Here is a 25,364-nt window from a genome sequence, read left to right on the forward strand (position 1 = left end):
TCTTTTTCAGAAACAGGCCAGGCGCAAGGCGATGTGTTGCAAGAAAGCTTGCCGTGGGGCGAACGGCCGCTTTTGCTTAAAACCAAAGCAGCCTGATGCCGTATAATTTTAGACCCGGTGAAATCAGGCGATTGCCACCTTCTGCCTGCCCTACCCGGCCGGCACTCTCCGTCAGCGGATCCTGCTGGCCAGCAACCGCCCCGTACCTGTCTTGTCGCCGCGCCGCCGCCCGTTTGCCTATTGAAAGCATGAAATGAACGATACCGTGATCCCCGCCATGTCCCCGACCGAAGCCACCTTGCGCGCCATTCTGGCGCAGCGGATCATGATCCTCGACGGCGCCATGGGCACGATCATCCAGCAATACAAGCTCGACGAAGAAGCGTACCGTGGCGGTCCCGCTGGCCGCTTCATCGATTTCGCCGCGCCGGCCGACAGCGGCGCGCGCGAACTGTTCGTTAAAGGCAACAATGAGCTGCTCACGCTCACCCAGCCGCACATCATCCAGGAAATCCATGAGCGCTACCTGGCGGCCGGCGCCGACCTGATCGAAACGAATACCTTCGGCGCCACGACGATCGCGCAGGACGATTACCACATGGCCCACCTGGCCTATGAAATGAACGTGCAGGCGGCAAAACTGGCGCGCGCCGCCTGCGACAAGTATTCCACCCCGGACAAGCCGCGCTTCGTTGCCGGCGCCCTGGGCCCCACGCCGAAGACGGCATCGATCTCGCCCGACGTGAACGACCCGGCCGCGCGCAACGTCAGTTTCGACCAGCTGGTGGCCGCCTACATGCAGCAGACGCAGGGCCTGGTGGAAGGCGGCGCCGACGTGCTGCTGGTGGAAACCATTTTCGATACCCTGAACTGCAAGGCGGCCCTGTTCGCCATCGACCTGTTCTACGAGCAAAATCCGACCGTCGTGCGCCTGCCCTTGATGATTTCCGGCACCGTCACGGACGCCTCGGGACGCATCCTGTCGGGCCAGACCGTGCCCGCCTTCTGGAATTCCGTACGCCACGCGAAACCGCTGACCATCGGCCTGAACTGCGCGCTGGGCGCCGCCCTGATGCGCCCGTACGCGGAAGAGCTGGCCAGGATCGCCGACACCTTCGTGTGCATCTACCCGAACGCGGGCTTGCCCAACCCCATGAGCGACACGGGCTTTGACGAGTTGCCAGCCGATACGTCCGCCCTGCTGCGCGAATTCGCCGACGCGGGCTTTTTGAACATGGCCGGCGGCTGCTGCGGCACCACGCCCGAGCACATCGCCGCCATCGGCGAATTGCTGTCGAAAAACACGCCGCGTACCGTACCAGCCCCATCGCACGACTTGCGCCTGGCGGGCCTGGAGCCGTTCGTCGTCAATGACGATTCGCTGTTCGTCAACGTGGGCGAGCGCACCAACGTCACGGGCTCGAAAGCGTTCGCGCGCATGATTCTCAACGAGCAATACGACGAGGCGCTCTCCGTGGCGCGCCAGCAAGTGGAAAACGGCGCGCAAGTGATCGACATCAACATGGATGAAGCGATGCTCGACTCGCTGGCGGCCATGACGCGCTTCCTGAACCTGATCGCCTCGGAACCCGATATTTCGCGCGTGCCCATCATGGTCGACTCGTCGAAATGGTCAGTCATCGAAGCGGGCTTGAAATGCGTGCAGGGCAAGGCCATCGTCAACTCGATTTCCATGAAGGAAGGCGAGGCAGAATTCCTGCGCCAGGCCAAGCTGTGCCGCCGCTACGGCGCCGCCGTCATCGTCATGGCTTTCGATGAGAAAGGGCAAGCCGACACCTTCGAGCGCAAGATCGAAATTTGCGCGCGCGCATATCACTTGTTGATCGATGCGCTGGACTTCCCGCCGGAAGACATCATTTTCGACCCGAACATCTTTGCCGTCGCCACCGGCATCGAAGAGCACAACAACTACGCCGTCGACTTCATCAACGCCACGCGCTGGATCAAGGAAAACTTGCCGTACGCGAAGATTTCGGGCGGCGTGTCGAACGTGTCCTTCAGTTTCCGCGGCAACGATCCGGCCCGCGAAGCCATCCATACCGTCTTCCTCTACCACGCCATCAAGGCCGGCATGACCATGGGCATCGTCAACGCCGGCATGGTGGGCGTGTACGACAACCTCGACCCGGAACTGCGCGAGCGCGTGGAAGACGTGGTGCTGAACCGCCGCGAAGACTCGACCGAGCGCATGATCGAGATCGCCGGCACGCTGAAGGCGGGCGGCAAGGCCGAGGCGCAAACCCTGGCCTGGCGCGAAGGCACGGTGCAGGCGCGCCTGTCGCACGCGCTGGTGCACGGCATCACGCAATTCATCGTCGAAGACACGGAAGAAGCGCGCCAGGAACTGCTGCACAATGGCGGGCGCCCGATCCACGTGATCGAGGGCCCGCTGATGGCCGGCATGGACGTGGTCGGCGACCTGTTTGGCCAAGGCAAGATGTTCCTGCCGCAAGTGGTGAAATCGGCGCGCGTGATGAAGCAGGCTGTGGCCCACTTGATTCCGTTCATCGAGGAAGAAAAGCTGCTGGAAGAAAAACGCACGGGCATCGTCGCCAAGCCGAAAGGCAAGATCATCATGGCCACCGTGAAAGGCGACGTGCATGACATCGGCAAGAACATCGTCACCGTCGTCCTGCAGTGCAATAACTTCGAAGTGGTGAACATGGGCGTGATGGTGCCGTGCTCGGAAATCCTGGCGCGCGCCAAGGTGGAAAATGCGGACATCATCGGCCTGTCGGGCCTGATCACGCCGTCACTGGAAGAAATGGCGTATGTCGCCAAGGAAATGCAGCGCGACGAACACTTCCGCATGCTGAAGATTCCCCTCTTGATCGGCGGCGCCACCACCAGCCGCGCCCACACGGCAGTGAAAATCGCGCACAACTACGAAGGCCCCGTGATCTACGTGCCGGACGCCTCGCGTTCCGTGTCCGTGGCGCAATCGTTGCTGACACCGGAACAGCGCGACAAATATGTGCAAGACATCGAACTCGACTACGCGCGCATCCGCGAGCAGCACGCCAACAAGAAGGCGCTGCCCATCCTGCCGCTGGCGCAGGCGCGTGCCAACAAGATGGTCGTGCCCTTCGACGGCGCCTGCACGCCCGTGAAACCGAAGTTCATCGGCCGCCGCGTGTTTAAAAATGTCGACCTGGCCGCCCTGGCCAATTACATCGACTGGGGCCCGTTCTTCCAGACCTGGGACCTGGCCGGCCCTTTCCCCGCCATTTTGACGGATGAAGTGGTGGGCGACGCGGCCACCAAGGTGTACGCGGAAGGCCAGGCCCTGCTGAAAAAACTCATCGACGGGCGCTGGCTGACGGCCAATGGCGTCGTATCCTTGCTGCCGGCCAACAGCGTCAATGACGACGATATCGAGGTATACACCGACGATACGCGCAGTAGCGTGGCGTTCACGTATTACGGCATGCGCCAGCAGGGCGTCAAACCCGTGGTCAATGGCGTGCAACGGCCGAACCAGTGCCTGGCCGATTTCATTGCGCCGAAGGCATCGGGCGTGAAAGATTACATCGGCATGTTCGCCGTCACGTCCGGCCTGGGCATCGAGAAATACGAAAAGCGCTTCGAGGATGCGCACGACGATTATTCGTCCATCATGCTGAAGTCCCTGGCCGATCGCCTGGCCGAGGCGTTTGCCGAATACCTGCACGAGCGCGTGCGCAAGGATTTGTGGGGCTATGTGCCGGATGAGCACTTGAGCAACGACGACATGATCGGCGAGAAATACGTCGGCATCCGCCCCGCGCCCGGCTACCCTGCCTGCCCCGAGCACACGGTCAAGAAACAGATGTTCGAGGTCATGCAGGCCGAGGACATCGGCATGCAGCTGACGGAATCGTATGCCATGTTCCCCGGCGCGGCCGTCTCCGGCTTCTATTTTGCCCACCCCGAGTCGAAATACTTCGTCGTCGGCAAGATCGGCATGGACCAGGTGGAAGACATGGCCAAGCGCCGTGGCGCCAGCATCGAGGACGTGGAACGCTGGCTGGCACCCAATCTGTCATGATAAGCACACGGCGCGCGGAACTTATCGCGCGCCGCAGCGCACTAACGCAGTATGCCGGTCGGCATGCTGCATGCCCGCTCCGGCCCGTTCCCTGACTGGCTAAGGAGGATATATGGCAAGTAAATTCAAACTGAAACGCTGGCAAGATCAAGTGATCCTGCTGCTGGGCCTGTGGCTGCTCGTCTCGCCCTGGGCCTTTTCCTATCCCGAAGGCTCGCCGCAGATGCTCAACGCCTTTGTCTCGGGCCTGGTGATCGCCGTGCTGGCCGCCTTCGATCTGTACAAGACGTATTTCTGGGCCGTCGTCGTCAACCTGCTGGTGGGCGTCTGGGTCGCCGCCTCGCCGTGGATCTTGCGGCTGGCCGAACAGCGCGTCGTCCTGTGGAACGAGTTGCTCGTCGGCATCGCCGTCGTCGTGCTGGCCCTGTGGGAATTGCGCACCGATCCCGAGCTGCACAAGCACTGGCCAGGTGCGGCCGCGTAGCGGCGTAAAAAGCCCTGTCACGGCATCGCCGTGCAGGGCTTTTTAAGGGATGCTACGACAGCGGGTAGGTCGGATTAGCGCTTGCGCGTAATCCGACACCAGCACAGTCAGCGTCAACAATGTTGTCGGATTACGGCCCTTTGGGCCTAATCCGACCTACAGCGCGTATCGTACGACGTTGTCGCTCCATTCGTAGGCGGCCATTTCCAGCTCCACCAGGTCGTCCGGCGACATGGCCAAGTCGCGCAAGGTCGGCACGATCTCGCCTTCCATGTCTTCGATGCGTTCGATGCATTCGGCCAGGCGCAGCAGGTCGCCGTAGAAGCCTTCGCGCGACAGCAGCGCTTCGGCCACTTCGTCGATCACTTCGATCTGGCTGAGGATTTCCGACATCGGCACGCCGAACAGGGTATCCATCAGGGACATGATGCCGACCGTAAAGGCGATATCGGCCGAATGGGACTGGTTCGGGCGCAGTTTATGCGCGAGCAATTCGAGCAAACGGCCGCGCGTGGTGGCCAGCATCAGCAGCGGCGTCATGCTATGGCCGCGCTTGCTTGGCTCCGCATACAGCATGATTTGCAGCCAGCGCTGCAGCTGGCGACGGCCCAGCACGGTAACGGCCTGGCTCAGCGAATCGATGCGCTGGCGCGCGCCCACGGCCGGTGTATTCACCAACCGCAACAGGTTCAAAGCCAGCGACACATCGCGCTTGATGGCGCGCTCGATATCCATGTTGTCGGCGTCGGAGGTGACCAGGGTCATCAGTTCCATGACGGCCAGTTGCGACGGCGACAGCTTCTTGCCCGTCATGATGGCGGGCTTGGCGAAATAATACCCCTGGAAATAATCGAAGCCCAGGTCCAGGCCCGACTTGAATTCTTCGCGCGTTTCGACCTTTTCCGCCACCAGTTTCTTGTTTTCCCGCTTGAAACGGGGCGCCAGCGCTGCCAGCACTTTCGGGTCGACCGTGCTCATGTCCATCTTGACGTACTGCACCAGCGGCAACAATTCCTGCACTTGCGCCGTATCGGCCACCACGTTTTCCAGCGCGAAAGTAAAACCATGGCCCACCAGTTCGCTGATGCGCGCGCGCACTTCCGGCGTGACGGGCATCGATTCGACGATTTCCAGCACGACTTTTTCACGCGGCAGGAAAACGAAGATGTCGCTCATGATCACGTCGGCATCGACGTTGACGAAACCGAGCGCGTCGCCGATGACCTTTTCCATCCCCAGCTGGGAAGCGTGGGCGATGACGGACGCCGTGGCGGACAGGTCGCTGGTAATGTTGGCGGGGCCGACCGGAGCGTTGCGGAATAGCAACTCATAGCCGAACAGGGCCTGGTTGCGGTCGAGGATAGGTTGTCGACCCAGATAGAACTCGCGCACGCGCAAGGGTTTCGGGGTGATGTCGTTGCTGGAAATATCGATCATTAAGTCTTCATCAATCAGGTCGAGTGACACCGGCCGCGCGGTGCCCGCATCAAGGTTCACTATTGACAATACTTTAGCTGAATTTCGCCCGCGCTGTGGGTATTTTGGCAGCAATCCAGCGTATTGTCGTCAACAAATTAAGCCACTGGCGTGTCTTGCACCATCCCGTCGATAAATAATTTCAATTCACCGGGCGCAAACGCCGTCCACTGCTCATTCGTCGTCAGCGGCTGGGTAACGATCACGGCCACGCGGTCCTGGGGCGTCGTCACCTGGGAAAAGTCCACGCTCAGGTCTTCATCGGAGAGTTTAGCAGTTGGAAACGGATGTTGTCGCACCAGATAGTGCAAGCTGGTCGAGCAATGGGCAAACAGCGCCTCGCCGCTCGACAGCATCATGTTGAACGTGCCGTGGGCGGCGATGCTGGGCAACAATTCCGCCAGCGCGGCATGCAGTTGCGGCAAGGCCGGCGGAGCATCGCCAAAACGCGCATGCAATTGCTGCAGCAGATAGCAGAAAGCCAGTTCGCTGTCCGTGCAGCCGACAGGGCGGTAACTGCCCGTCAGCACGGGGTTGAATTCCTTCAAATCGCCATTGTGGGCGAACACCCAGTAGCGGCCCCACAGTTCGCGCACGAACGGGTGGCAATTTTCCAGCGCCACCTGGCCTTGCGTGGCCTTGCGGATATGCGCGATGACATTGCGCGACTTGATGGGATAGCGTTTGATCAGTTCGGCCACGGGCGAGGCGATGGCCGCCTGGTGGTCGACGAAATGGCGCACGCCGGCGCCCTCGAAAAAGGCGATGCCCCAGCCGTCATGGTGGGTATCGGTATGGCCGCCGCGCATGGCGAAGCCGGTAAAACTAAAGACAATGTCCGTGGGGACATTGCAATTCATTCCGAGAAGTTGGCACATGGTCTGTTTGCAGCTGGATAACACGGCCACCATACCACGCCGCCTGGCGGATTGGTATGGTGGCGAGCACCATCAGACAGCCACTGTCAGTGCAACAGGACCGGCTGGCTCATGAGGGAATCGTAGCTGCCCAAAAATTCATCGATCTCTTCCATGCTGGGTTCGCTGGCGATCAATTCCGTGACGTCGCGGCGGAAGTGTTGCGCAAGGATGCCGGCGATAAACGTCTCGCGTTTGCCGCCCTTGTCGACGATTTCATAGCCGCCAAAGCGCAGGGCTTCCAGGTCGACGTCGGCGCCGAATTCCACGACGCTGTATTGTTCGCTGTTATAGATCAGGTTCATTTTGCATCCTTCGCTCAAGCAGGAGAGCCTCCTGCGGTTTCAGAACAGAGGTGGGGCTGATACGGCGCCATTTCAAGCGCCATGCCACCGGGCGGGCTACAGAGTTGTAACGAGATGCAAACTGCGACTGCGGTAAGTCGATCGGGAAATCGTCAGGAAAGCACGATGTCGGCTTGCAGCGCCAGCAGGACGTCGTAGGGACTGGCAGTGAGCCAGGCGCGCAATTGTTCGATGTGCGTGGCATCGGCCAGGCTGATGAACAAGCGCGCGGGAGGATGGCGCAGCAGACGATTCAATGTTACACGCAATACGAGATTGCCGCTGCAGCACAGGCAACCAGGCGCGATGCGTAACAGTTGCAATGGAAACGAGGAAGAAGGGGAAGCTTGCCCGGCCAGGTCGGCCAGGATGGCGTTGCCGTCAGCGAGACCCTCAAGGATCACGGCGGCCGGCTCGCCAGGCGCCAACGCTTGCGCGATGGCGGCCTCGCGCCCGGCGGCGCGTCCACCGCTGACCAGGGTCAGCGGTGTCGGACGCCGCACGGCTGCCGTCACAGGTTTTTCTTGGCCAGCTTGCCCGGTTCGACGCCCAACTGTTTCAGCTTGCGGTACAAATGGGTGCGCTCCAGGCCTGTTTTTTCCGCCACGCGGGTCATGCTGCCGCCTTCGCGGCCCAGGTGGTGTTCGAAATACATGCGCTCAAACGCGTCGCGCGCCTCGCGCAGCGGCAAGTCGAACGACAGGTTGTAGCCATGCCCTTCGGCCACCGCCGGTAGCGCGATGCCCGGGCGTACCATCAGCTGCTGCGGCGCGCTGCCGCCAAAGCTGGGCACGGGATGGCTGCTTTCCTCGACCACCACGGGTGCCACGGGACGCGGCGCCACGCTCGGTGCGCGCACGGTTTCCTGTGCCCGCGTCAAGCCTTGCTGGACTGCCTTCAGCAGTTTTTGCAGGGCAATCGGTTTTTCCAGGAAGTTCATGGCACCGATGCGCGTCGCCTCCACCGCCGTATCGATGGTGGCGTGGCCCGACATCATGATCACCGGCATGGTCAGCAAGCCGTCGCGCTGCCATTCCTTGAGCAAGGTCACGCCGTCCGTGTCGGGCATCCAGATATCGAGCAATACCAGATCCGGCGCACCGGCGGCACGCGCTTCACGCGCCTGCTGCGCATTTTCGGCCAGCTGGATAGCATGCCCTTCGTCGCCCAGAATTTCCGAGAGCAACTCACGGATACCCATTTCATCATCCACTACGAGTATGTTTGCCATTCGTGTCTTGCCTTCCTCATTTCGCCGGCCGTCGCGCACAAGATGCACACGGCGGACAGCTATGATTTTATTAGTGTTTTAAATACTAAACCAGACCCTCACGCCAGAAATTCCTGGGCAGGAGTGTCGGGAGCTAACTTTAACAGCAAAATGACCACCGAAGCGCCATTGCCGTCGACCCGGTTCTCGATGTCGATGCGTCCGCCATGTTCATCGATAATTTTCTTGACCATCGCCAGGCCCAATCCCGTGCCGCGCGCCTTCGACGTCACATAGGGTTCGAAGGCGCGCGCCAGGATTTTTGGCGCGAAACCAGGGCCATTGTCGGTGATGGCCAGCCGTACGGCAATATTCACGCCGCCGTCCGCACTGCGATAATGAATTGCTTCCGTCCTTACGTCAATCCGCGGATGCGGCGAGTCCGGCGGCAGGTCGGCCATGGCGTCCTGCGCGTTCTGCAGCAAGTTATGGATCACCTGGCGCAACTGGGTCGGATCGCCCATCACCATCGGCAGATTCGGCGCCAGTTGCGGGTGGATGATGTCGCCATCATCGCCGCGCAGGTACAGGTTCAGGATCTCTTCGATCAGTTCGTTCAGGCGCAACGGCGTGAGCACGGCCGGCGGCGTGCGCGCATAGTCGCGGAAGTCATCGACCATGCGCTTCATCGCATCGACCTGCTTGACGATGGTGGTGGTGGCGCGGTTGAGCAAGTCCGCATCGGGCTGCTCCAGCTTGCCTTCGAGCTTCATCTGGAGGCGCTCGGCCGACAGCTGGATGGGCGTGAGCGGGTTCTTGATTTCATGCGCCAGGCGGCGCGCCACCTCGCCCCAGGCGATCGAGCGCTGCGCGGAAATGACGTCGGAAATATCATCGAAGACGACGATGTAGCCGCTGCCGGACTCCAGCGGCAAGCGCGAACCGCGCGCCAGCAGGGTGATGTCATGCTCGTCGGCACTGCTGCCCAGGCGGCGCGGAATCTCGATCTGGCGCTGCCAGTGCAGGCGCTGCTGGTTGCGGCCCGACGCCGATTGCGCGCTTTGCGCCGTGAAGGCGCTGATGATGGCGCCGCCAAACTCTTCCATTCCAGCAATATGCGCCAGCGGCTGCCCCACGATGCTCATGCCCGAATGCTGCAAGATGCGCTCGACCGATTCATTGCACGTCACCAATTTGAAATCGCCGTCGAGCACCATCACGCCGGCCGACATGTTCGCCAGCACCGATTCCAGGTGGGCCTTGGCGTTTTGCAGCGCGGCGCGGTTGCTTTCCACGGCCGTGCGCGCATCGAGCAACTGGCGCGTCATGATGTTGAACGACTGCGTCAAGGTGCCCAGTTCATCCTTGGTGGCGACGATGGGGCGCGGCGACAGGTCGCCCTCGGCCACGGCGCGCGTGCCTTCTGCCAGCAGCAGCAGGGGCTCGGCCAAATTGCCCGCGATCAGGAAAGCGCTGCCGATGGCGCCAAAAATGGCCAGCAGCAAGGTCAAGGTGAGGATTTCCATGTACATCTTGCGCAAGCCCACGCGCGCGACGAAACGTTCCTTGTATTCGCTGTAGGCGGCGCGCAGCACCTCGCCATTCGTCGCCAGCTTGGGCGGCGCCGATTGCAGCAATTGCAGGTAGCGCGGCGAGACGGAGGGACCGGGCACGGGCACGAGCACGCGCAGACGCAGGCTGGTCACCGTTTCCAGCGACGCCGGCGTACCCGCGCGGAAACCGCCGCCACCCGACTCCGTGCCATCGTCGTGCAACTCCTGGCCCCCTTCGGCGGAGGCATAACCGGCCGGCGAGGCGGCCTGCACCAGCATGGCCGGCGTGGGCAAGTCGGCCGCGCTGTGCGGCCCGGCGCTGGCCAGCAGCACGCCGTCGCCGCTGACAACCATGACATTTTGCATGCCTTCTTCGCGCAGCAGGCTGGTCAGCACGGCCGGACCGGCCACCGGATCGGTGCCCAGTTCCGCGACCGCCTTGTGACCCCGGTGGTCCAGCTCGACCAAGGCGGCATCGAGGCCGGCGCGGCCCAGCTCAATCCCCGATTCCAGCGCCGCTTCGATCTTGACGTTGAACCAGGATTCGATGGAGTGGGACACAAATTGCACAGAGACAAGAAAAATCACCAGACCCGGCAGGATGCCGACGGCGGCGAACAGCATCACCAGACGTGTCATCAGCTTGGAGCCGAACTTGCCGCTCTTGTAGCGCACATACAGACGGCCCAGGGAAATACCCACCAGCGTCAGCAGCGATACGGCCACGGCGGCGTTCAGACCCAGCAGCCAGGTGTAATAACGGTCGAAAAAGCCGGAATTGTCGGAAGCCGACGCCAGCAGGAACAGCAGGATACTGACAATGCCGCCGCCCACCACCAGCAGATAGCGCAATGCTTGACTCACTACTCCGCCGTATACAAGAAGGTTTTTTTATTCGAAGCCAGGCGCCAGTCGCTGTTATTGAAGGCATTGACCTGTATCGGCTTGGGCAGGTAGTCGCGGTCCATGCCCATGCGCAAGGTGACGTTATACGTCTGCCCCACTTTCAGCGCGCCGCGCGGCGCCACCAGCCAGCGGCTGGGTCGGCGGATCAGGAACAGCGCGTCGTCGAGCGTGGGGAAGCTTTGCTGCAAGCCGCCGCCCGACACATGATACTGGCGCGTGAGCACGTTGTACGACAGCCGGCTGGTCTGGCGCGCCACGATGGCCTTTTCATCAAACCAGTACCAGCGGGGCCGGGTCAGTTCGATTTCTGTCGTGAAAAACAGCGGCACGCCATGCTGCACAGCATCATCGAGGTCGTGATTGAGATCGAAGGAGTAGGTGGCGGCCAGCTTGTAGCCCTCTTCGCTCGACTCGATGTAGGCGCGGGTGATCTCGACCATGTCGGCGGCTTGCGCGCGCGGCATGGTACATGCCAGCATCAGCAGCAGGGCCAGGAGTCGGAAGAGTCGTGTTGTCACAAGTGTGCCGGTGGTGTCCGTAGGAAAAGGTGCGACGAATCGCTCAAGCCGCATTTTTTTGGAATAGCGCATAGAACAAACCGTCATGGTCCTGCTCCGCGCTGCCAGTCGGCAACAGTTGGCCAGGCGCTGTCAAGCGGGTCGCATTATTGCGCACCGCAAATGCTGCCGCCTGTGCCTCGGACTCTTGCGGCCATAGTGAACATGTCACGAATAGCAATTTACCATCGGGGCGCAGCATCTGCCACAGGTTGTCCAGAATTTTGGAGGAAAGTGTTGCAAGTTGGAACGCGTCGCCCTTGCGGCGCAACCAGCGAATGTCGGGATGGCGGCGCACGATGCCCGAGGCCGTGCACGGCACGTCGGCCAGGATGCGGTCGTACTGCTGGCCGTCCCACCACGCGCTCGATTGCGCATCCTGCGCCTTCAAGGTCGCGTCCAGGCCCAGGCGCTCGAGGTTTTCCGCGATGCGCGGCAAGCGCTTGGCGTCCGCATCGATGGCCGTCACGTGCACGTCGGCCAGTTCGAGGATGTGGCAGGTCTTGCCGCCGGGCGCCGCGCAGGCGTCCAGCACGCGCATGCCGTCTTGCAAATCCAGCAGCGGCGCGGCCAGTTGCGCGCCAGCATCCTGTACGGAGACGACGCCCTGCTCGAAGCCGGGGATCAGCGCCACGCCGATCGGCTTGTCCAGGCGCACGGCAAACGGTCCCACCTGGCGCGCCGCGATACCCGCTTCCTGCAACACAGCCAGATACGCTTCGACCGTGCTCTTGCGGCGATTCACGCGCAGGGTCAATGGCGGCACGGCATTGCCGGCCGTCAGAATGGCTTGCCAGTCGCGCGGGTAAGCCAGGCGCAGCGAATCGATCCACCATTGGGGATAATTCCATTGCGCCAATGGTTGCTGCAGGGCCGCTTCCAGCAAGGACTTGCGCTCGCGCAAGAAACGCCGCAACACGGCATTCACCATGCCCTTGGCATGCGCCAGGTCAGGGTGCGAGGTGGCCACCGTGACAGCCTGGTCGACAACGGTAAATTCTTCGTACGGCTGCTCGCCCGGCTCGGCCGACATCAGCGACAACGCGCAGCACAGCAGCGCGGCCAGCATCGGCGGCTCGGGCGCCTTCGACGTCATCAGGCCGACCAGGGTTTCGCTGCGGCCAAGTTGGCGCATGGTACGGTAGGAAATATCCTGGATGGCGCCGCGCGCCTGCGGGCTGGCGTTCGATTGCGCAAACACCTTGGCCAGCGCCTGCGGCAGGGCCGTGCCCGTGCGCACTTGCGCCACGGCATTGGCGGCGCCCAGCAGGCAAAACGCCAGCGAGTCGGCGCGCAAATCGGGTTGGAAGCCTGGCTGCAAGACCGGTTTCAGGTCGGGATGGTAGCTGGGACGCAATTTCGGTGCGGCAGGCGCCTGGCCTGGCGCCGGCTTGGTTTTCAATTTCAGCGTGGGGCGCTTGTTCATAGTTATCCGGTGTGGCTGCGCGCGGTGGGCTGCATGGTGGCAAAGTCGCGGCCGCGCGTTATCAATAAAGGGTCGATTGTAGCGTTTGTGGCGCTCTCTGGCCCAAGCGATTGCAGCGATAGCTGTAAATTGCGGCAAAAAACTGCATATATACAAGCAGAATGCGCCATGCTGATGTTTTCATGCACCAACATGGGCATGTTGTCCTGATAATATCGTGAAATGCGCCGGCACGGGGACCTTGCCGGCAAGCGTATTGTTCCCGCCGGCAAACCAGTATAATTGACGCAGTCTGGGCGGCTTGGGTACTTGCCGTCCGTTTTGCTTTTTGATTCATTCTATTCATTCTTAACGCGGTTACGCCGCCATCCTGCTCATGCTCGCCCAACAGAAACAAGAAATCATCGCCCTGTTCCAGGCCGCCCTCGCTCCCGTCCTGGCCGGCACTACGCTTGCGCCATCCGTGGTGCTCGAGCGACCACGCGACGCATCGCATGGCGACGTCGCCTGCAACATCGCCATGCAACTGGCCAAGCAGCTGAAACAGAATCCCCGCGAACTGGCGCAAACCATCGTCAGCGCCGTGCTGGCCAATCCGGCCGGCAAGGGCCTGGTCGAGGCAGTGGAAATCGCCGGTCCCGGCTTCATCAACGTGCGCGTGTCAAACGCCGCCAAGCAGGCCGTGGTGAAAGCCATCCTGAGCGAAGCCGACAGCTATGGCCGCAGCACGGCAGGCGCCGGCAAGCAAGTCATCCTGGAATTCGTCTCGGCCAACCCGACCGGTCCGCTGCACGTGGGCCACGGCCGCCAGGCAGCGCTGGGCGACGCCCTGTCGTCGCTGTTCGACGCGCAAGGCTACCAGGTGACGCGCGAGTTCTACTATAACGACGCGGGCGTGCAGATCCAGACCCTGGCCAATTCCGTGCAGGCGCGCGCGCGCGGCTTCAAGCCGGGCGACGCCGAATGGCCGGAGCCGGCCTACAACGGCGACTACATCGCCGATATCGCCAACGACTTCAAGGCCGGCAAGACCGTGTCGGCCAGCGATGGCTTGCCCGCCACGGCCAACGGCAACATCGACGACATCGATTCGATCCGCCCGTTCGCCGTCACCTACCTGCGCAACGAGCAGGATATCGACTTGCAGGCCTTCGGCGTGAAATTCGACAATTACTACCTGGAATCGTCGCTGTACGCGGACGGCAAGGTCAACAGCGCGGTGGACACCTTGATCAAGGCGGGCCACACCTATGAGCAGGATGGCGCGCTGTGGCTGCGCACCACCGACTTCGGCGATGACAAGGACCGCGTCATGCGCAAGACGGACGGCACCTACACGTATTTCGTGCCGGACGTCGCATATCACCTGGTGAAATGGCAGCGCGGCTTCGTGCAGGCCATCAATATCCAGGGCAGCGACCACCACGGCACCATCGCGCGCGTGCGCGCCGGCCTGCAGGCGGTCGACATGGGCATCCCGCAAGGCTACCCCGACTACGTGCTGCACAAGATGGTCACCGTCATGAAGGACGGCGAAGAAGTCAAGATTTCCAAGCGCGCCGGCTCCTACGTGACCGTGCGCGACCTGATCGAATGGTCGGGCGGCGGCGACATCGCCAAAGGCCGCGACGCCGTGCGCTTCTTCCTGATCTCGCGCAAGGCCGACACGGAATTCGTTTTCGACGTCGACGTGGCGCTGAAAACCACCGATGAAAACCCGGTGTATTACGTGCAGTACGCGCATGCGCGCATCTGCCGCATCCTGGAAAACTGGGGCGGTGATGAGAGCACGGTCGCCGGCGTCGATTTGTCCCCACTGACGGCGCCGACCGAAGCGACCCTGCTGGCGACCCTGGCAGCCTACCCGGAAACGCTGGCGCGCGCGCAAGCCGAACTGGGACCGCACCAAGTCGCCTTCTACCTGCGCGACCTGGCCGCCAACCTGCACAGCTTCTACTTCGCCGAAAAAGTGCTGGTCGAGGATGACGCCGTCAAGATGGCCCGCCTGGCCCTCGTCATCGCCGCGCGCCAGGTGCTGCGCAACGGCCTGGCACTGATCGGCGTATCCGCGCCAAACAAAATGTAATCGCGAAGGTCCAACCGTCAATGAGTCACGCTTCCCCCCACGCCTCCCGCTTCTCTTCGACCCGGCGCCAGCAGGGCAACACGCTGGTCGGCATCATCATCGGCCTGGTCATCGGCCTGGGTATCGCCGTGGTGGTCGCTCTGGTGATCACCAAGGGCGCCTCGCCCTTCACCGACAAGTCGGGCCGCGCCGGAAAATCGGCCGAACCGACGGCCGGCCAGATCGCCGACCCGAACAAGCCGATGTACGGCAACAAGGAAGCGGCCAAGGAAGCGGCGCGCGACTTCTCCAAGGAGCCGCGCGAGATCGTCGCGCCGACGCAGCCAGTCGCGCCGGCACCCGCTCCCGCGCAGCAGCCGAAGGCACCGCCGCCGGACGCGCTGCAGGAACTCATCGGTACATTGAAGGACAAGCCGGCGCCGAAAACGCCGGCGGCAGCAGCGCCAGCGCCGCAAGCCAAGGCCGACGTGAAAGCCGAAGCCAAGGCCGATGCCGCCAGCGACAAATGGATTTATTATCTGCAGGCCGGTGCCTTCCACGATATGTCGGACGCCGAAAGCACGCGCGGCAAACTGGCGCTGCTCGGCTTCGAAGCGGCCATCAGCGACCGCAGCACCGATGCCGGCGTGCTGCACCGTGTGCGCATCGGGCCGTTCAACCAGCTCGAAGCGATGAACCGCGCGCGCACCAAACTGTCTGAAAACGGCATCGATGTCGCCGTCGTGCGCAACCAAAAATAAGGAACCAGCATGCGTTTTCTGAAGAAAATCCTGTTCGCCGCCGCCCTGTGCACCGTTGCCCTGGGCGCATCGGCCTCGCCGGCCGAGCCGAAGAACGGCGTCGAATACGACACCCTGGCCACGCCGCAGGCGACGGAAGCGGGCAAGAAAATCGAAGTGACGGAATTTTTCGCATATTACTGCCCGCATTGCAATGTGCTCGAACCGCAACTGGCGGCCTGGGTCAAGAAACAGGGCGACAACATCGTCTTCAAGCGCGTGCACGTGTCGCGCGATGACAGCGTGACGCCGCAGCAGCGGCTGTTCTTCACCCTGCAAGCCATGGGCCTGCTCGACAAGCTGCACACCGGCGTCTTCCACGCCATGCACGTGGAGCGCAACCGCCTGGCCACCGACGACGCCGTCTTCGACTTCGTCGCCAGGCAGGGCGTGGACCGCCAGAAGTTCATAGACACCTACCGTTCGATGGGCGTCTCGGCCCGCGTGCGCCGGGCGGACGCCATGATGCAGGGCTATAACGTGACGTTCTGGCCCATGATCGCCATCGACGGCCGCTACATCACCTCGCCTTCGCAAGCCGATCAAGGCAGCAAGTCGGCCAAGAACGAAGAGCAGCTGAACGCCCAGGCACTGACCGTGATGGACGTGCTGCTTGCGAAAGCCAAAGCGGAAAAGAAATAAGCATGGCCACTTCCCTGGCGCGCCCGGGCATCGCCTGATGCACAGCGTGCTTTACAGCGTATTCATCACGGGCGCGTCGAGCGGACTGGGCGCCGCCCTGGCGCTGCAGTACGCGCGCCAGGGCGCCCATTTGGGCTTGCTGGCGCGCCGCGGCGACACCCTGCAGCAACTGATCGCCTCCCTGCCCCACCCTGAACGCCACCGCGCCTACGCCGTCGATGTGTGCGACCACGCCGCCCTGAACAGCGCGGCGCAGGACTTCATCGCCCATGCCGGGCATATCGACGTCGTCATCGCCAGCGCCGGCGTGTCGTACGGTACCTTGAGCGAACACGCGGAAGACCTCGACGCCTTCGCGCGCCTCATCGCCATCAACGTCACGGCCACCGTGGCCACCTTCGCGCCCTTCATCGCCGCCATGAAAAGCCAGGGCAGCGGACGCCTGGTAGGCATCCGCGGCCTGCCCGGCGCCGAAGCCTACAGCGCCTCGAAGGCGGCCGTCATCAGCTACTGCGAATCGCTGCGCCTGGAACTCAAGCCGGCCGGCGTCAAGGTCGTCACCATCACACCCGGCTACATCGACACGCCGATGACGCGCCACAACGCCTATCGCATGCCCTTCCTGATGCCGGCCGATAAATTCGCCGTGCGCGCCGCGCGCGCCATCGCCGACGGCGACAGCTACCGCGTGATCCCGTGGCAGATGGGCGTCGTCGCCAAGCTGCTGCGCGCGCTACCGAATGCCGTCTACGACCGGGCCTTCGCGAATGCGCCGCACAAGGCGCGCAACTGAAGCCATCACCATGACGAAGCACTCAGACCTGAACAGCGCGGCCATCGCCGCCCATTGCGCCACGGGCGCCTCCCATGTGGCCATCGAAGTGGTCGACGAAACGGGATCGACCAACGCCGACCTGCTGGCGCGCTGCGCCACCCTGGCCGGACCGACCCTGCGCATCGCCGGCCAGCAGACGGCCGGACGCGGGCGTGCCGGGCGGCCGTGGGTATCGCAGGCGGACGCCAGCCTGATGTTCTCGCTGGCCTGGCGCTTCAAGGGGCCGCTGCATCAGCTGGTCGGCCTGCCGCTGGCCGTCGGCGTGGCGCTGGCCGAAAGCATGACGGCGCTGGGCGTGCCGGTGCAGCTGAAATGGCCGAACGACCTGCTCAAGGATGGCCACAAACTGGCGGGCATTCTCGTCGAGACGCAGCAGGCGCCCGAGGGCAATGGCGTGTGGGCCGTGATCGGCTGCGGCATCAATTTGCTGATGCCCGATGCGCTGGAGCGGCAGATCGGCCGCAGCGTCTCGGCCGTGCCGTGGCTGGCGCAGATGGAGCGCAATACCCTGGTGGCGGCGCTCCTGAGCCGCCTGGCCGGCGTGCTGGCCGAATTCGACGACACAGGCTTCGCGCCGTTTACGGAGCGCTGGAACGCGCTGCATGCATGGCAGGGCCAGCACGTGAAAATCCTCGACAACGGCCAGCTGCTGCAGCAAGGCGTGGCGGCCGGCGTGGACCAGCTGGGCCGTTTGCTGCTGCGCACCGATGGCGGCCTGCAGGAAATCATGTCAGGCGACGTGTCCTTGCGCCTGACCGGGGAGTAAGCGCATGCTACTGCTGATCGACGCCGGCAATACGCGCATCAAATGGGCACTCGTGGCCGCCGACAGTGCCGCCGGCGGCTGGCTGGCCAGCGGCACCGTCACGCATGCGCAGATCGACACCCTGGCCGCGCAGTGGAAGACACTCGCCATCAGCGACGCGCTGCTGTCGAACGTGGCGGGCAGCGTCATCGGCATGCGCCTGCGCGCCATGCTGCCGGTAGCACCCTGCGACTTTGTCTCGCGGCCGCAGCTGGCAGGACTGACGAATGGCTACCGCGCGCCGTCGCAACTGGGCTGCGACCGTTTTGCCGCCGCCATCGGCGCGCACGCACTGGTGCCTGGCCAGGCGCTCATCGTCGCCAATTGCGGTACCGCCACCACCATCGACGCCATCACGGCCGATGGCGTTTTCCTCGGCGGGATGATCTTGCCGGGACTGGGATTGATGGCCAGCTCGCTGGCGCGCAACACGGCGCAGCTGCCGCAAATCGCCGGCGACGCCATGCTGCCGGCCGGCTTTGCCGACAACACGGACGACGCCATCCTCTCCGGCTGCCTGGCGGCGCAGGCGGGCGCCATCGAACGGGCCGTGCGCATGCATGGCGCCAGTGCCTGTTTATTGTCAGGCGGCGCCGCGCCGCGTATCGCACCGGCCCTGGCACTGCCAGTACCGCTGCATCTGGTGGACAATATCGTCATGCTCGGCCTGCAGGCATCCGCACGCGCCGACGCGGCAGGAATACAAGGAAACCACGTATGCTGAAATTCGTCTTCTGGCTGCTGGCCGGCGTCAACCTGCTGGTCCTGGCCATCGGCCAGGGTTATCTGGGCAGTTTTCGCACGGAGACGCGCGAACCGGCACGCCTGAAAAACCAGCTGCAGGCGAATAAACTCACCTTGCTGACGCAGGAGCAGGCCACGGCACCCGCCGCGCCACCGGCTGCCGAAGAGGGGGCGACGCCGGCGGCGGTCGTACCTGCGCCACCGCCATCGTATGCCTGCACGGAAGTGGGCAATTTCCTGCTGGCCGAAGGGCGCCGCTTCGAAGCGCAAGTGGCGGCACTGGACCTGGGCGACCGCCAGTCGCGCCGCAACGTGGCCGGCCAGGATATTTCCAGCTACATGGTGTACATCCCGCCGCAGGGCAGCAAGGAAGGCGCCGAGCGCAAGGCCGGCGAATTGAAGCAGCTGGGCGTGAAGAATTACTTCATCATCAATGAAGGCAGCGCGCAGCGCTGGGGCATTTCACTGGGCGTGTTCAAGTCGGAAACCAGCGCGCAAAGCCAGCTGGCATCGCTCAACAAGCAGGGCGTGCACAGCGCCCGCGTCGCGCCGCGCTATAGCGCCAGCAAGCAGTTCGCTTACCAGTTCCGCGACCTCGACGCCGCCACGCGCGCGCGGCTGGCCGAGATCACGAAGCAGTTCGAAGAGCAGGAACTACGCTCCTGTAAATGACACCTGACAATCGCGTCGGATTACGGCGCTTTGCGCCGAATCCGACCTCCGCTTATCGTTCGATGACGATGGGCTTGATACCCGTCGACTCGGGCAAATTCGCCGCCGCCCGCGCCGCCTCGGCACGGCTGGAAAACGGCCCGCCGTACAGGCGGAACAGGCTACCGGCCTGCACCACCCCCAGCGTACCCAGGGCCGCCGCGTATGGCGCCAGGCGCGACCGACCCGTTTCCGCATTGTCGACGCGCGAGTAGGCGCCCAGCTGCAAATAAAAGCCGCTGGCCAGCGCCGTCGGGGCAGGCATGGCGACCGTCGCATCGACGGGCAGCATTTGCGTCGACACTTCCGGCTGCACCACGGCGCCCGTCTCCACCGGCGTATCGATGGAAATGGCCACCACGGAAGGCACCGGCTTCGGCGCCGCGCGGGCAGCCAGGATGGCATCGATATCGGCCGGCAGCAGCCGTTCCACGACCACCTGGTGGCTGCCCTTGCCCAGGAAGCCCAGTTTCAGCGCCGCCGTGTAGGACACGTCGATCACGCGCGTGGCGTGGAAGGGACCACGATCATTGACGCGCACGATCACCTGTTCGCCGCTGTCGATGCTCGTCACACGCGCATACGAGGGAATCGGCAAGGTGGGATGGGCCGCCGTCATCTTGTACATGTCGTAGATTTCACCCGACGAAGTGCGCTGGCCATGGAATTTCTTGCCATACCAGGTGCCCGTGCCCTTCTGCGTAAATGGTTCGTTGTCGGTGATCGGCGTGTAGGTCTTGCCGAAGACGACATACGGGCGATTCGAGCGCGTCGAATATGGCTCGTTGCGCACTTCCGCATCGGGCACGTCGCGCAGGTTGGCCGGCGGATTCTCGCCCGGGCCGTCATCCTTGTAGTAGCCGCCGCGCCCGGAGCCGGCCGCCGGCAGCGCCGGCAGGGTGGGGTCCTGGCGCACGGGCACCTTGACCTTGCCGCCCGACGGCAGCGGCACGTTGTTCGATGCGGGTTTGTGCGGCGTGGTGCCGCAGGCGGCCAGGGTCAGCAAAGCAGCCAAGCTCAGCCCGCGCATGGCGAAGGTATCGACAGGCGCGCGCATCAGGTCTGCACCAGCTTGCGATGGCGCTGGATGCTCATCAGGATACCGGTGGCCACGCCCAGGGTCAGCAGCGCGGTGCCACCATAGCTGAGGAAAGGCAGGGGAACGCCGACCACCGGCACGATGCCGCTGACCATGCCCATGTTGACAAACGCATACGTAAAGAAAATCATAGTGATCGCTCCTGCCAGCAGGCGAGTGAAAAAACTGGGGGCGTTGGCGGCGATCATCATGCCCCGTCCCACCAGCAGCAAATACATCAGCATCAGGATCAAGTTACCGACCAGTCCGAATTCCTCGGAATATACGGCAAAAATAAAATCGGTGGTGCGCTCCGGGACAAATTCCAGGTGGGCCTGTGTGCCGTGCGTCCAGCCCTTGCCCGTCATGCCACCCGAACCGATGGCGATGATGGACTGGATGATATGGAAGCCCTTGCCCAGCGGGTCCTTGGTCGGGTCGATCAGCATCATCACACGGTCGCGCTGGTAATCATGCAGGTGCGACCAGGCGATCGGCAGGCAGGCGACAAAGGTGATCAGCAAACCGGCCAGCACTTTCCACGACAGGCCGGCCAGGAAGATGACGGTAAAGCCGGCCGCCACCACCAGCAGCGCCGTGCCCAAATCGGGCTGGCGCGCGATCAGGTAGACGGGTGCCAGCAACAGCACAGCCGCCATCAGGAACGATTTCCAGCGCAGGGCGCCCGCATTGTGCTGGAAGAACCAGGCCAGCATCAGCGGCGTGGCGATCTTCAGGAATTCGGACGGCTGGATGTCGATCACGCCGATATGCAGCCAGCGCCGCGCACCGAGCTTGATGGTGCCGAACAGCGCCACGGCCACCAGCAAGATCACCGATATCGTATACGCCGGCACGGCGATGCGCATCATCATCTGCGGCGTGATGTTGGCCGCCACCCACATGACGAAAAAGCACAGCATGATGTTGCGCAGGTGGTCCTCGATCTTGCCGGGGATGCCGATGCTGGCCGAATACAGGGTCAGCAGACTGGTGCTGAGCAGCATCAGGATGATGATCATCAGCGGCGGATCGAACACCGCCAGATAGGGTTTGGCGCGCCGCCACAGCGAGCGCCTTTCGTTAATGGGCATGTGCTTCCTTATTGCCTGGCAGGGGCCGCCGGGGCGGCCTGCTCGTCAGTGATTTCTTCCAGGGTGCGCACTTCGTCGACATCTTCCTTGGGCACCTTGGTGGTGTCCTTTTCCTTGTCGCTCGGGCGCTTGCCCAGCAGGTAGTAGTCGAGCGCCTTGCGCGCGATCGGCGCAGCCACGCCGGCACCGAAGCCCGCGTTTTCCACCACGATGGCGATGGCGATGCGCGGCTTGTCGGCCGGCGCGAAGGCCGTAAACAAGGCATTGTCGCGCAGGCGTTCGGCCAGCAGCTTGGCATTGTACTTCTCGTTTTTCTTGATGCCCACCACCTGCGCCGTCCCCGTCTTGCCGCCCACCGTGTACTGCACGCCGGTGAAGATGCGCGCGGCCGTGCCGCCCTGCTCGCTGGTCACGCCCACCATGGCGCGCTTGATGACGTCGATGTTTTCCTGCTTGAGCGCGATGCGGTAGCTTTCCTTCGGTACCGTCAGGGTGCGCGCACGCGTGGCTGCATCTTCGATGATCTTCACCAGATGCGGCTTCATCACCACGCCGTTATTGGCCAGGTTGGCCGTCGCGTGGGCGATCTGCAGCGGCGTATACGAGTTGTAGCCGGAGCCGTTACTCACCGAAATCGTGTCGCCACCCACCCATTTTTTCTGCTGCGGCGTCTTGAAGCGGTTGCGCTTCCATTCCGTCGACGGCAGCACACCCGTCTTTTCATTATTCAGGTCGATGCCCGTCAGCTGGCCGAAGCCGAACGGCTTCATGAAGTCGTGGATGGCATCGATGCCCATGTCGCGGCCCAGCTGATAGTAATAGGTGTTGCAGGACACGACGATGGACTTGTGCATGTCCACCGTGCCATGGCCGCCCACCTTGTCGTCGCGGAAGGTGTGGCCGCCGAGGATGAAGAAACCCGGATCGGAAATCGACTGGCTCGGCGTGCGCTTGCCCAGTTCGAGTGCGGCCAGCGCCATGAAGGGCTTGAAGGTCGAGCCGGGCGCATAGGTGCCGGACAGGGGCCGGTTGACCATCGGCCGGTCCAGCGAGGTATTGAGTTCATTCCAGCTTTGCTGGTCGATGCCGTCGACGAACAGGTTCGGGTCGTAGCCGGGCTTGGAGACGTAGGCCAGGATGTCGCCCGTGGCCGGGTCGATCGCCACGGCCGCGCCACGCCATTCGCCGAACGCTTCCTCGACCACTTTTTGCAGTTCGATGTCGATCGACAGGATCAGGTTGTTGCCAGGGATGGCCGCCGTGCGCGACAGGGTGCGCATGGCGCGCCCGCCGGCCGACACTTCCACTTCTTCGTAGCCGGTGGTGCCATGCAGTTGCTTCTCGTAGCTTTTTTCCAGGCCTTCCTTGCCGATATGGTCGGTGCCGTTGTAGTTGGCCGCGTCCTCGCCCTCTTCCAGCGCCTTGGCTTCATTGCGGTTGATGCGGCCGATGAAGCCCACCACATGCGAGGCGATTTCGCCCATCGGATACTGGCGGAACAGGCGCGCCTGCACCTCGACGCCGGGGAAGCGGAAGCGTTGCGCCGTGAAACGCGCCACTTCCTCGTCCGTCAGGCGCGTGCGCAGCGGCACGCTGACGAAGTTCTTCGACTCTTCCAGCAGCTTCTTGAAGCGGCGGCGGTCCTTGATGTCGATCTGCACCAGGGTCGACAGCTCGTCGATCACCGAATCGAGGCTGGCGCTCAATTTCGATGGCGTGATTTCCAGCGTATAGGCCGAGTAATTGCGCGCCAGTACCACACCGTTGCGGTCGAGGATCAGGCCGCGCGTGGGCACGATGGGCACCACGGCGATGCGGTTGTCCTCGGCCTTGGTCGCGTAGTCCTCGTGCTTGATCACCTGCAGCCAGATGAAGCGCGCCAGCAGCAGCGAAAAGCAGACGAAGACAAGCGCGCCCAGGATCGTCAGGCGCATGCGGAAAAAATGCAGCTCGCGCTCGGTATTTTTCAGTTCAGTCATGGCGGGCGCCCGTCAAATCGGCCGGTTATGGTCGCGGTCCACGGCGCGGCGCTGTGGCGCCAGCAAGATCCACGTAACGAAGGGCCACAGGGCCACGGCGACGAAGCTCTCGATGAAATTGAGCCAGCCGGGGAAACGGCCCGAGACGATCAGGCGCGTCAGCAATTGCAGCGCCTGTGTCAGCAGCAGCAGCGGCAGCACATGCAGCGCCTGCGTCAGGATGGGGAACCACAGCACGCGGCGGTGCATCATGATGGCGAAATACGACAGCAAGGTATAGGCCAGCGCATTCTCGCCCAGCAGGGTCGAGTCGTGCACGTCCATCATCAAACCCATGAAGAACGCCACGCCGATGCCGACCTTGCGCGGCTGGTGGATGCCCCAGAAGACCAGCACCAAGGCGACGAAATCGGGCACGCCGACGAACTGCCCCCAGGGCAGCAGGTTCAGCAGAAAAGCGCACAGCAGGGAAAAACCGATGAACAGGGGGCTGACCGGCAGCAGGATGTAATGCGGGCGGTTCATCGTGTCGCTTCCTTCGGTGGCACGGCGGCAGGTGCTGGTACGGCGGCCGGCGTCGCCGGTTTCGGAACCGGGCTTGCGGGCGGCTTCGCGGCCGGTATGGCGGGCGCGGTGGCCGGCGCTGTCGCTGCCCCGGCGGCGGCCGGCTCCTTGGCAGGGTCCTTGATGGGCGCCATCTTGCCGGCGATCTTGCGGCCCGTCTTGACGTCTTCGACTGGCGGACGCGCGGGGATCTCCGGCGACGTCATCAAGATGAGCAGTTGGGTGTTGCGTTCGATGCCGGCCAGCGGCTGGCACACGACGCGGCCAAACGGGCCATGCGCATTGCGCTCGACCAGGGTCACGCGCGCCACGGCCAGGCCGGCCGGGTACAGGCCGTCGAGGCCCGAGGTAATGACGATGTCGCCGATCTGGATGTCGGCGGTGGGCGCCGTAAAGCGCAGCTCCATGGTGCCGGACTTGCCGCGGCCGATGGCCACGCTGCGCACGCCATTGCGCAGCAGCTGCACGGGAATGGCTTGTTCTTCATCGGTCAGCAAGGTCACTTCCGAGGTGAACGGGAACACGCGCGTGACTTGTCCCACCACGCCGAGGTTATCGATCACGGGACGGCCAAGTTCGACGCCATGCTGAATGCCCCGGTCCAGCACGATCTTGCGCGTGGCCGAATCGCGCGTGTCGTACAGGACTTCGGCCATCATGGTCTTCACGGGAACGCGCTCGCGCGCTTCCATCAGCTTGCGCAAATGGTTGTTTTCAACGATGTTGAGCTGCGCCTGCTGCATGATCTGCGCCGAGGCGATCTGTTCGTGCTTCAGGTCGCGCACCTGTTTTTCCAGGGCGGACAGCGAAGAGAAGTAATTGCCGACACCGAGCGCCACGTCGCGCGGCACCAGGGCCGCCATCTGCACCGGATACAGCACGGTGCCGACCGCCTGGCGCACGGCCGTCAGCGCGTGCATGCGCGAATCGACCAGCAGCAGGGCGATAGAAATGCCGGCGAACACCATCATCTTGACGCGGGCGGAGGCGCCTTGTTTGAAAAGTGGCGGAGGACTGTATTCCATGACTTCCAATAATCAGGCCAGGCGCAGTGCGCCAACGTGCAGGCCCCGGTCGAACGCCGGCGCCAAAACCCAAAAAAGGCCGGAAACTGAAGTTCCGGCCC

At 63.2% G+C, this 25,364-nt stretch carries 22 protein-coding genes; 9 read left to right on the top strand and 13 right to left on the bottom strand.

The genetic code is table 11. The features are described 5' to 3' along the window. Positions 1–253: 253 nt before the first annotated feature. Together metH and ACP7DW_RS19180 are read left to right on the top strand one after the other, a co-directional pair. Entirely contained in the window at positions 254–4,048 is a 3,795-nt protein-coding gene (gene metH, locus ACP7DW_RS19175; protein ID WP_426056077.1) for a methionine synthase, read from the top strand. Between the two features lie 112 nt (positions 4,049–4,160). Continuing rightward, positions 4,161–4,532 carry an SPW repeat protein gene (locus tag ACP7DW_RS19180; protein WP_298403243.1) on the top strand — a complete coding sequence of 124 codons (372 nt, stop codon included), beginning with the start codon at positions 4,161–4,163 and terminating at the stop codon, positions 4,530–4,532. A gap of 156 nt (positions 4,533–4,688) precedes the next feature. Here the strand turns inward: ACP7DW_RS19180 and ACP7DW_RS19185 are convergent, their stop codons facing one another. The 8 genes from ACP7DW_RS19185 to rsmB form a co-directional block, all read right to left on the bottom strand. Then, complete coding sequence (locus tag ACP7DW_RS19185; RefSeq protein WP_426056076.1) at positions 4,689–5,969, bottom strand: EAL and HDOD domain-containing protein; 1,281 nt, start codon at positions 5,967–5,969, stop codon at positions 4,689–4,691. A gap of 137 nt (positions 5,970–6,106) precedes the next feature. Continuing rightward, positions 6,107–6,886: a class II glutamine amidotransferase gene (locus tag ACP7DW_RS19190; protein WP_426056075.1), complete on the bottom strand. Its 780-nt coding sequence runs from the start codon at positions 6,884–6,886 to the stop codon at positions 6,107–6,109. Between the two features lie 86 nt (positions 6,887–6,972). Next, positions 6,973–7,230 carry a BTH_I0359 family protein gene (locus tag ACP7DW_RS19195; RefSeq protein WP_215405902.1) on the bottom strand — a complete coding sequence of 86 codons (258 nt, stop codon included), beginning with the start codon at positions 7,228–7,230 and terminating at the stop codon, positions 6,973–6,975. 152 nt (positions 7,231–7,382) lie between these two features. Continuing rightward, a complete protein-coding gene (locus ACP7DW_RS19200) occupies positions 7,383–7,784 on the bottom strand; it encodes a GTPase (protein ID WP_426056074.1) in 402 nt (133 codons plus the stop codon). Beyond that, complete coding sequence (locus ACP7DW_RS19205; protein WP_426056073.1) at positions 7,781–8,500, bottom strand: response regulator; 720 nt, start codon at positions 8,498–8,500, stop codon at positions 7,781–7,783. The genes ACP7DW_RS19200 and ACP7DW_RS19205 overlap by 4 nt, the downstream gene beginning before the upstream one ends. A gap of 98 nt (positions 8,501–8,598) precedes the next feature. Next, the gene (locus ACP7DW_RS19210) at positions 8,599–10,896 is read right to left on the bottom strand and encodes a sensor histidine kinase (protein WP_426056072.1); all 2,298 of its coding nucleotides are present in this window, start codon (positions 10,894–10,896) and stop codon (positions 8,599–8,601) included. Then, positions 10,896–11,528 carry a DUF4390 domain-containing protein gene (locus ACP7DW_RS19215; protein WP_099760727.1) on the bottom strand — a complete coding sequence of 211 codons (633 nt, stop codon included), beginning with the start codon at positions 11,526–11,528 and terminating at the stop codon, positions 10,896–10,898. Before ACP7DW_RS19215 ends, ACP7DW_RS19210 begins: the two co-directional genes overlap by 1 nt. Then, positions 11,500–12,921, bottom strand: coding sequence for a 16S rRNA (cytosine(967)-C(5))-methyltransferase RsmB (rsmB, locus tag ACP7DW_RS19220; RefSeq protein WP_070289970.1), 1,422 nt, complete (start codon positions 12,919–12,921; stop codon positions 11,500–11,502). Before rsmB ends, ACP7DW_RS19215 begins: the two co-directional genes overlap by 29 nt. A gap of 376 nt (positions 12,922–13,297) precedes the next feature. On the opposite strand from rsmB, the gene argS reads away from it, so the two are divergent. Genes argS through ACP7DW_RS19255 form a run of 7 tightly spaced genes read left to right on the top strand, consistent with a single transcriptional unit; the run spans position 13,298 to position 19,484 of the window. Further along, the gene (argS, locus tag ACP7DW_RS19225; protein WP_426056071.1) at positions 13,298–15,007 is read left to right on the top strand and encodes an arginine--tRNA ligase; all 1,710 of its coding nucleotides are present in this window, start codon (positions 13,298–13,300) and stop codon (positions 15,005–15,007) included. A 20-nt stretch (positions 15,008–15,027) separates the two neighbouring features. Continuing rightward, positions 15,028–15,747, top strand: a complete 720-nt coding sequence (locus ACP7DW_RS19230) for an SPOR domain-containing protein (RefSeq protein WP_426056070.1) — start codon at positions 15,028–15,030, stop codon at positions 15,745–15,747. Between the two features lie 9 nt (positions 15,748–15,756). Beyond that, on the top strand, positions 15,757–16,428 hold the full coding sequence (locus ACP7DW_RS19235; RefSeq protein ID WP_071079516.1) for a thiol:disulfide interchange protein DsbA/DsbL: 672 nt from the start codon (positions 15,757–15,759) through the stop codon (positions 16,426–16,428). A gap of 37 nt (positions 16,429–16,465) precedes the next feature. Further along, entirely contained in the window at positions 16,466–17,221 is a 756-nt protein-coding gene (locus tag ACP7DW_RS19240; RefSeq protein WP_426056069.1) for an SDR family oxidoreductase, read from the top strand. 10 nt (positions 17,222–17,231) lie between these two features. Continuing rightward, positions 17,232–18,029 carry a biotin--[acetyl-CoA-carboxylase] ligase gene (locus tag ACP7DW_RS19245; protein ID WP_426056068.1) on the top strand — a complete coding sequence of 266 codons (798 nt, stop codon included), beginning with the start codon at positions 17,232–17,234 and terminating at the stop codon, positions 18,027–18,029. Between the two features lie 4 nt (positions 18,030–18,033). Continuing rightward, positions 18,034–18,792 carry a type III pantothenate kinase gene (locus ACP7DW_RS19250; protein ID WP_426056067.1) on the top strand — a complete coding sequence of 253 codons (759 nt, stop codon included), beginning with the start codon at positions 18,034–18,036 and terminating at the stop codon, positions 18,790–18,792. Beyond that, a complete protein-coding gene (locus ACP7DW_RS19255) occupies positions 18,786–19,484 on the top strand; it encodes an SPOR domain-containing protein (RefSeq protein WP_426056066.1) in 699 nt (232 codons plus the stop codon). Before ACP7DW_RS19250 ends, ACP7DW_RS19255 begins: the two co-directional genes overlap by 7 nt. A gap of 52 nt (positions 19,485–19,536) precedes the next feature. On the opposite strand, the gene ACP7DW_RS19260 is transcribed toward ACP7DW_RS19255, so the two are convergent. Genes ACP7DW_RS19260 through mreC form a run of 5 tightly spaced genes read right to left on the bottom strand, consistent with a single transcriptional unit; the run spans position 19,537 to position 25,263 of the window. Next, positions 19,537–20,580: a septal ring lytic transglycosylase RlpA family protein gene (locus ACP7DW_RS19260; RefSeq protein WP_426056065.1), complete on the bottom strand. Its 1,044-nt coding sequence runs from the start codon at positions 20,578–20,580 to the stop codon at positions 19,537–19,539. Further along, positions 20,580–21,695, bottom strand: a complete 1,116-nt coding sequence (gene rodA / locus ACP7DW_RS19265; RefSeq protein ID WP_426056064.1) for a rod shape-determining protein RodA — start codon at positions 21,693–21,695, stop codon at positions 20,580–20,582. Before rodA ends, ACP7DW_RS19260 begins: the two co-directional genes overlap by 1 nt. An 8-nt stretch (positions 21,696–21,703) precedes the next feature. Further along, positions 21,704–23,674, bottom strand: a complete 1,971-nt coding sequence (gene mrdA, locus ACP7DW_RS19270; RefSeq protein WP_298403189.1) for a penicillin-binding protein 2 — start codon at positions 23,672–23,674, stop codon at positions 21,704–21,706. Positions 23,675–23,686: 12 nt separating this feature from the next. Then, on the bottom strand, positions 23,687–24,199 hold the full coding sequence (mreD, locus tag ACP7DW_RS19275; RefSeq protein ID WP_035824494.1) for a rod shape-determining protein MreD: 513 nt from the start codon (positions 24,197–24,199) through the stop codon (positions 23,687–23,689). Continuing rightward, positions 24,196–25,263 carry a rod shape-determining protein MreC gene (gene mreC / locus ACP7DW_RS19280; RefSeq protein ID WP_426056063.1) on the bottom strand — a complete coding sequence of 356 codons (1,068 nt, stop codon included), beginning with the start codon at positions 25,261–25,263 and terminating at the stop codon, positions 24,196–24,198. Before mreC ends, mreD begins: the two co-directional genes overlap by 4 nt. Between the last annotated feature and the right edge of the window lie 101 nt (positions 25,264–25,364).

This window comes from Janthinobacterium sp. PSRC1-1 (assembly GCF_049897525.1).
Classification (GTDB): domain Bacteria; phylum Pseudomonadota; class Gammaproteobacteria; order Burkholderiales; family Burkholderiaceae_D; genus Janthinobacterium; species Janthinobacterium tructae.

Coding starts and splice junctions, on each gene's coding strand:
- metH (WP_426056077.1), top strand. CDS start 254: ATGAACGATACCGTGATCCCCGCCATGTCCCCGACCGAAGCCACCTTG.
- ACP7DW_RS19180 (WP_298403243.1), top strand. CDS start 4,161: ATGGCAAGTAAATTCAAACTGAAACGCTGGCAAGATCAAGTGATCCTG.
- ACP7DW_RS19185 (WP_426056076.1), bottom strand. CDS start 5,969: ATGATCGATATTTCCAGCAACGACATCACCCCGAAACCCTTGCGCGTG.
- ACP7DW_RS19190 (WP_426056075.1), bottom strand. CDS start 6,886: ATGTGCCAACTTCTCGGAATGAATTGCAATGTCCCCACGGACATTGTC.
- ACP7DW_RS19195 (WP_215405902.1), bottom strand. CDS start 7,230: ATGAACCTGATCTATAACAGCGAACAATACAGCGTCGTGGAATTCGGC.
- ACP7DW_RS19205 (WP_426056073.1), bottom strand. CDS start 8,500: ATGGCAAACATACTCGTAGTGGATGATGAAATGGGTATCCGTGAGTTG.
- ACP7DW_RS19215 (WP_099760727.1), bottom strand. CDS start 11,528: ATGCGCTATTCCAAAAAAATGCGGCTTGAGCGATTCGTCGCACCTTTT.
- rsmB (WP_070289970.1), bottom strand. CDS start 12,921: ATGAACAAGCGCCCCACGCTGAAATTGAAAACCAAGCCGGCGCCAGGC.
- argS (WP_426056071.1), top strand. CDS start 13,298: ATGCTCGCCCAACAGAAACAAGAAATCATCGCCCTGTTCCAGGCCGCC.
- ACP7DW_RS19230 (WP_426056070.1), top strand. CDS start 15,028: ATGAGTCACGCTTCCCCCCACGCCTCCCGCTTCTCTTCGACCCGGCGC.
- ACP7DW_RS19235 (WP_071079516.1), top strand. CDS start 15,757: ATGCGTTTTCTGAAGAAAATCCTGTTCGCCGCCGCCCTGTGCACCGTT.
- ACP7DW_RS19240 (WP_426056069.1), top strand. CDS start 16,466: ATGCACAGCGTGCTTTACAGCGTATTCATCACGGGCGCGTCGAGCGGA.
- ACP7DW_RS19245 (WP_426056068.1), top strand. CDS start 17,232: ATGACGAAGCACTCAGACCTGAACAGCGCGGCCATCGCCGCCCATTGC.
- ACP7DW_RS19250 (WP_426056067.1), top strand. CDS start 18,034: ATGCTACTGCTGATCGACGCCGGCAATACGCGCATCAAATGGGCACTC.
- ACP7DW_RS19255 (WP_426056066.1), top strand. CDS start 18,786: ATGCTGAAATTCGTCTTCTGGCTGCTGGCCGGCGTCAACCTGCTGGTC.
- ACP7DW_RS19260 (WP_426056065.1), bottom strand. CDS start 20,580: ATGCGCGCGCCTGTCGATACCTTCGCCATGCGCGGGCTGAGCTTGGCT.
- rodA (WP_426056064.1), bottom strand. CDS start 21,695: ATGCCCATTAACGAAAGGCGCTCGCTGTGGCGGCGCGCCAAACCCTAT.
- mrdA (WP_298403189.1), bottom strand. CDS start 23,674: ATGACTGAACTGAAAAATACCGAGCGCGAGCTGCATTTTTTCCGCATG.
- mreD (WP_035824494.1), bottom strand. CDS start 24,199: ATGAACCGCCCGCATTACATCCTGCTGCCGGTCAGCCCCCTGTTCATC.
- mreC (WP_426056063.1), bottom strand. CDS start 25,263: ATGGAATACAGTCCTCCGCCACTTTTCAAACAAGGCGCCTCCGCCCGC.